The organism is Cellulomonas sp. ACRRI (assembly GCF_022346185.1).
Lineage (GTDB): Bacteria > Actinomycetota > Actinomycetes > Actinomycetales > Cellulomonadaceae > Cellulomonas.
The window spans coordinates 1-5,944 of record NZ_JAKRMS010000181.1 but is presented as its reverse complement, the minus strand read 5'-3'; the positions used below and the strand labels follow the sequence as shown (position 1 = coordinate 5,944).

At 78.9% G+C, this 5,944-nt stretch carries 6 protein-coding genes; all 6 read left to right on the top strand.

Annotation, left to right across the window (positions count from 1 at the left end):
* A partial coding sequence (locus MHY85_RS19755) for a DUF916 domain-containing protein (protein WP_239199872.1) occupies nucleotides 1-987 on the top strand: 987 nt, incomplete at its 5' end.
* Between the two features lie 79 nt (nucleotides 988-1,066).
* A complete protein-coding gene (locus tag MHY85_RS19750; RefSeq protein ID WP_239199870.1) occupies nucleotides 1,067-2,077 on the top strand; it encodes a sugar phosphate isomerase/epimerase in 1,011 nt (336 codons plus the stop codon).
* Nucleotides 2,074-3,243 carry an inositol-3-phosphate synthase gene (locus MHY85_RS19745; protein WP_239199868.1) on the top strand — a complete coding sequence of 390 codons (1,170 nt, stop codon included), beginning with the start codon at nucleotides 2,074-2,076 and terminating at the stop codon, nucleotides 3,241-3,243. Before MHY85_RS19750 ends, MHY85_RS19745 begins: the two co-directional genes overlap by 4 nt.
* 107 nt (nucleotides 3,244-3,350) lie before the next feature.
* Nucleotides 3,351-4,223, top strand: coding sequence for an SCO3242 family prenyltransferase (locus MHY85_RS19740; RefSeq protein ID WP_239199866.1), 873 nt, complete (start codon nucleotides 3,351-3,353; stop codon nucleotides 4,221-4,223).
* Entirely contained in the window at nucleotides 4,220-5,164 is a 945-nt protein-coding gene (locus MHY85_RS19735; protein WP_239199864.1) for a sugar phosphate isomerase/epimerase, read from the top strand. Before MHY85_RS19740 ends, MHY85_RS19735 begins: the two co-directional genes overlap by 4 nt.
* 14 nt (nucleotides 5,165-5,178) lie before the next feature.
* The coding region (locus MHY85_RS19730; protein ID WP_239199862.1) for an EboA domain-containing protein at nucleotides 5,179-5,944 on the top strand (766 nt) is incomplete at its 3' end.

Here is a 5,944-nt window from a genome sequence, read left to right as displayed (position 1 = left end):
GACCCCGCCGCGGCCGGCCCGGCCGCCGCCGCGAGCACCCAGGTCACCTGGGGCGTGCGCCCCGCCGACACGGTGCACGGTGCCGAGCGCCCCAACTTCGCGTACACCCTCCCGCCCGGCGGCACGCTGTCGGACGCCCTCGTCGTGACCAACAAGGGCGACGCCCCCCTGACCCTCGACGTGTACGCCGCGGACGGCTTCCTCACCCCGGACGGCACGCTGGACGTGCTGGAGGCGGGGGAGGAGTCCACCGCGCTCGGTGCCTGGATGCGGGTGGAGACCCCCGAGATCGCCGTGCAGCCCGGCGCCGTCGTCGAGGTCCCGTTCACCGTCACGGTCCCGGAGGACGCCCAGCCCGGCGACTACGCCGCGGGCGTCGTCTCCAGCCTGCTCGTGGAGAACGCCGCAGGGGTGTCGGTCGACCGGCGGCTCGGCTCCCGCGTGCACCTGCGGGTGTCCGGCGACCTGGCGCCGGCGCTGGCGGTCACCGACCTGCGCGTCGACTACGACGCCGGCAACAACCCCGTCGCCCCCGGCGCCGCGACCGTGACCTTCACCCTGACGAACACGGGCAACGCCCGCGTCGCGCCCACCGAGCAGGTGCGCGTCGCCGGCCTGTTCGGCCTGGGCGGCGCCCGCGCGGCATCCGTCGAGGTGCCCGAGCTCATCCCCGGCGCCTCCGTGGTGCGCAGCGTGCGGGTCGACGGCGTGTGGCCGCTGGTCCGCACCACCGCCACCCTCGCGCTCGGCGGCGAGGTCGTCGCGCTCCCGGGCGCCGCCGCCACCGACGACGCACCCGCCGTCCCCGGCGTCACCGCGTCCGCGGCGGCGTGGGCGGTCCCGTGGGCCCTGGTCGGCGCCCTGGCGCTCGTCGGCGCGCTGGTGGCCCTCCGCGTCGCCGCCGGCCGACGCCGCAGGGTCCGGCACCAGCGCGCGGTGGACGCGGCCGTCGCCGAGGCCCTCGCCCGCCAGGGGGCCACGACATGACCTGAGCCGCCCGCACCCCTGGACGCCGCGCGCCGGCGACCCGCAGCATCGATGTTCCGCTCTCGACGAGGAGACCGACATGACCCGCCCCATCACCCTGTTCACCGGCCAGTGGGCCGACCTGCCCTTCGAGGAGGTGGCCCGGCTCGCGTCCGAGTGGGGCTACGACGGGCTCGAGATCGCCTGCTGGGGGGACCACCTCGACCCCTGGCGCTGGGACGACGAGGCCTACGTCGCCTCCCGGCTCGAGATCCTGGACCGCTACGGCCTCAAGGTCTGGGCGATCTCCAACCACCTCAAGGGCCAGGCCGTCTGCGACGACCCGATCGACCTGCGGCACGAGGACATGCTCTCCGCCCGGGTGTGGGGCGACGGCGACCCCGAGGGCGTGCGGCAGCGCGCCGCGGAGGAGATGCGGCACACGGCCCGGATCGCGGCGAAGCTCGGCGTCGACACCGTCGTCGGCTTCACCGGGTCGTCGATCTGGAAGTACGTGGCGATGTTCCCGCCGGTGCCGGCCGCGGTGATCGAGGCGGGCTACCAGGACTTCGCGGACCGGTGGAACCCGATCCTCGACGTGTTCGACGAGGTCGGCGTGCGGTTCGCGCACGAGGTGCACCCGAGCGAGATCGCCTACGACTACTGGACGACGGTCCGGACCCTGGAGGCGATCGGGCACCGCGAGGCGTTCGGCCTGAACTGGGACCCGAGCCACATGGTCTGGCAGGACCTCGACCCGGTGGCGTTCCTCTGGGACTTCCGCGACCGGATCTACCACGTCGACTGCAAGGACACGAAGAAGCGGATGGGCAACGGCCGCAACGGCCGGCTCGGCTCGCACCTGCCGTGGGCCGACCCGCGGCGCGGCTGGGACTTCATCTCGACCGGCCACGGCGACGTGCCGTGGGAGGACGCGTTCCGGGTCCTGAACACCATCGGCTACACCGGCCCGATCTCCGTCGAGTGGGAGGACGCCGGCATGGACCGGCTGCTCGGCGCCCCGGAGGCGCTGGCGTTCGTGAAGCGCCTGGCGTTCGACGCCCCGGAGGCTGCCTTCGACGCGGCGTTCTCCACGAAGGACCGGGCGTGACGGCGGACGCCCGCGCGCGCACCGGGCTGTGGCTCGTCGGCGCGCGCGGGTCCGTGGGCACCACCGCGGCCCTCGGGCTCGCGGCGCTGACCGGCGGGCACGCCGGGGCGGCGGGGTGCGTGACCGCGTCGCCCGCCTTCGCGGGCCTGCCGCTGCCGGACTGGGGCGACCTCGTCCTCGGGGGCCACGACGTCAGCGACGTCTCGCTCACCAAGCGGGCCGAGGCGCTGGTGGACGCCGGGATGATCCCGGCGCCGCTGCTCGCCGCCGCGGCGCCCGCCCTCGATGCCGCCGACACCGAGGTCCGCCCCGGCCACCGCGGCCCGCTCGTGCCCGGGGGCTCGCAGATGCAGGTCGCCGAGCGGCTCGCCGAGGACATCACGGCGTTCGCCACGCGGCACGACCTGGCGCGGGTCGTGGTCGTCGACGTGTCGTCCACCGAGCCGCCCGCGCACCCGACGCCGGCGCACGACGACCGGGACGCGCTGGTCGCCGCCGTGCGCGAGCCCGGGCGGGTCGTGCTGCCGCCGTCCTCCGTGGCCGCGTACGCCGCCGTGCTCGCCGGCGCCGCGTACGCCGGGTTCACGCCGTCCGCCGGCATGGGGCTGCCCGCGCTGCAGGCGCTCGCCGCCGCGGCGGGCGTCCCGGTCGCCGGGCAGGACGGCAAGACCGGGCAGACCTGGCTGCGCACGGTGCTCGCGCCGGCGTTCGCCGACCGGGGGCTGCGGGTGCTGTCCTGGGCGGGCACCAACCTGCTGGGCGGCGGCGACGGCGCCACCCTCGCGGACCCCGAGGCCGTGCGGTCCAAGCTGGCGTCCAAGACCCGCGGGCTGCGCGACCTCACGGGGTCCGACGTGACGCCGCTGCACATCGACCACGTCCCCGACCTCGGGGACGTGAAGGTCGCGTGGGACCACGTGCACGCCGAGGGGTTCCTCGGGTCGCGGATCACCCTGCAGACCACCTGGTCCGCGTACGACTCCATGCTCGCGGCGCCGATGGTCCTCGACCTGGCGCGGCTGCTGGCGCTGGCGCACGCGGGCGGGGTCGCGGGCGTGGTGCCCGAGCTCGGGTTCTTCTTCAAGGACCCGTGGGGTTCGGACCGGCACGCGGCGGCGGACCAGGCGGACGACCTCCTGCGCTGGGCCCGGGGGCTGGCCGCGTGACGGCGGTGACGCCCGGGACGCGCGGGCTCGCCGGTTCCGCGCCGCCGAGAACGGCCCCGCCGGCGACCTCCCGCGGTGTCGGCGCACCGCGTCCGCCGCGCCGCCCGGTGCTCGACCACCTGGAGCTCGTCCGCGCGCCCGCGGTGCTCACCGTGCTCGGCGACACCCTCGCCGGGGCGTCGGCCGCCGGGCTCCCGCTCGCCGGGCGCCGCGCGCTGCTCCCGCTCGCGTCCGCCTGCCTGTACGCCGGCGGCATGGCGCTCAACGACTGGGCGGACCGCGAGGTGGACGCCGTCGAGCGCCCCGAGCGCCCCGTCCCGTCCGGCCGGGTCGGCGCGCGGCACGCGCTCGGCGTCGCCGCGGGGCTCGGCGCCACCGGGCTCGCGCTGGCCGCGGCGGGCGGCGGGCGGCGCGCGCTCGCCGTCGCGGCCCCGCTCGCCGCGTGCGTGTGGCTGTACGACGCGCGGCTCAAGGACACCGTCGCGGGCCCGGTCGCGATGGCGGCGTGCCGGGGGATCGACGTGCTGCTGGGCGCGGGCGTCGGGCACCTGCGCGCCGCGGCCCCGGCCGCCGCCGCGCTGGCCGCGCACACCGCCGGCGTGACCGTGCTGTCCCGCGGCGAGGTGCACGGCACCACCGGGCGGGTCGCGGCCGCGGTCCTCGCGGGCTCGGCCGCCGTCGCGGGCGCCGCCCTCCTGCCCCCGGCCCCCCGAGCGGTCCCCGCGCGCGTGGCGACCGCGACGGCCGTCGCCGCCACCCTGGCGCAGTGCCTGCCGGCGCAGGGCCGGGCCGCGCGGACCCCGACCGCCGGCGCCGCCCGGGCCGCGACCGGCGCGGGCATCCGGGCGATGGTCCCGCTCCAGGCCGCCTGGGCGGCCCGCGCCGGCCGACCCGGCGTCGCCCTGGCGCTCGGCGGTGTCGCGGCGGCGGGTGCGCTGCTGCGCCGCGCGACCGGGCCGCGGGCGGTGAGCGAGACGTGAGCGACCTCGCCGACCGGCCCGGCACGCCCGACCTGCCCTTCGCCCTGGGCTACGGCAGCAACGGCCTGGGGGACCACCCGCTCGCCGCCGCGCTCGACCTGCTCGAGGAGCAGGGCTACGACGCCGTGGCCCTCACCCTCGGCTTCCCGCACCTCGACCCCGGGGCGCCGGCCGCCGACCTCGCCGCGCTCCGGGACCGGCTCACCCGCGCGCGGGACGGCCGCGGCCTGCGCGTCGTGGTCGAGACCGGCGCCCGCTACCTGCTCGACCCCCGCCGCAAGCACGCCCCGGCCCTCGTCGACGCCGACGCCGCGCCGCGGCTGGCCTACCTGCGCCGGTCCGTGGAGGTCGCCGCGGCGCTCGGCGCCCCCGTGGTGCAGCTCTTCTCGGGCGTGCGCGCCCGGGACGTGCCCGGGCCCGTCGCCGACGAGCGGCTCCGCGAGCGGCTGCCCGGCCTCGTCCGGCACGCCGCCGAGCACGGCGTCAGGCTCGCGCTCGAGCCGGAGCCCGGCATGCACGTCGAGACGGTCGCGGACGCGCTGCGGCTCCGCGCCGACCTCGGCGAGCCGGACGCGCTCGGCCTCACCGTCGACATCGGGCACTGCCTCGTCGTCGAGCCCGGCGGCGTGGCCGGCGCGCTCGCCGCCGCCGGGTCGCACCTCGCGCACGTGCAGATCGACGACATGCCGCGCACGCACCACGACCACCGGCCGTTCGGCGAGGGCGACCTCGACCTGGCCGGTGCGGTGGCGGCGCTCGCCGACGCCGCCGCGGGACCCGCCGGGTACACCGGGGTGGTCTCCGTCGAGCTGCCCCGGCACTCGTGGGACGCGCCCCGGCAGGTCGCCGCCGCGGCCGCCGCGATCCGCCGGGCGTGGACGCACCTCGGCGCCCGCGACCCCGCACCCGACCCCGCACCCGTGCCCGGACCCGCTCGCTGAGAGGGAGTGACACCGTGACGCCGACGACGTCGTCCGACCCCGCCGCACCGACCGCCGCCACCGCCCGGGCGGCCGGATCCGCCCCGCCCGCCGGGAGCCCGACCGCGCACGACCCCGCGGCCGCGGCCGCCCCGCCCCCGGTCACCGCGGTCGTCGCCGCCGCGCGCGCCCCGCACGCCGGCTGGCTCGCCGACGTCCTCGCCGAGGTCCGTCGCGCCCCCCGGAGCGCCGACCGGGCGTTCCCGCTCGCCGGCCGCCGGGTCGGCCGGACCCCGCTGCGCCCTGCGACCGACCCGGCCGGCGTCGTGCACGGGACCGTCGACGACGCCGCCCGCGCCGCCGTGGTGCTCGCCCTCGCCGAGGCGCACCGCGGTGCCGCCGACCGGCTCGCCGCGCACCTCGCCGACCTGTACCGCGACGGCGACACCGCCGAGCGGCGCGGTGTGCTCCGCGGGCTGGACGCGCTCGCGGTGTCGACGCCGGACGCCCTCCCGGGGCCCGTCGTCGCCCTCGGCCGCGACCTCGCCGCCGACGCGCTGCGGGCCAACGACACCTCGCTCGTCGCCGCCGCCGTCGGGCCGTTCGCCGCGGCGCACCTCGACCAGCACACCTGGCGGCACGCGGTGGTCAAGCTCGTCTTCCAGGGCACGAGCCTCGACGCGGTCGCCGGGCTCGACGACCGCGCCGACGCCGAGCTGGCCCGCATGGCCCGCGACCTCGCCGCCGAGCGCCGGGCCGCCGGGCGCGCGGTGCCCGAGGACCTGGCGCGCCTGACGACCC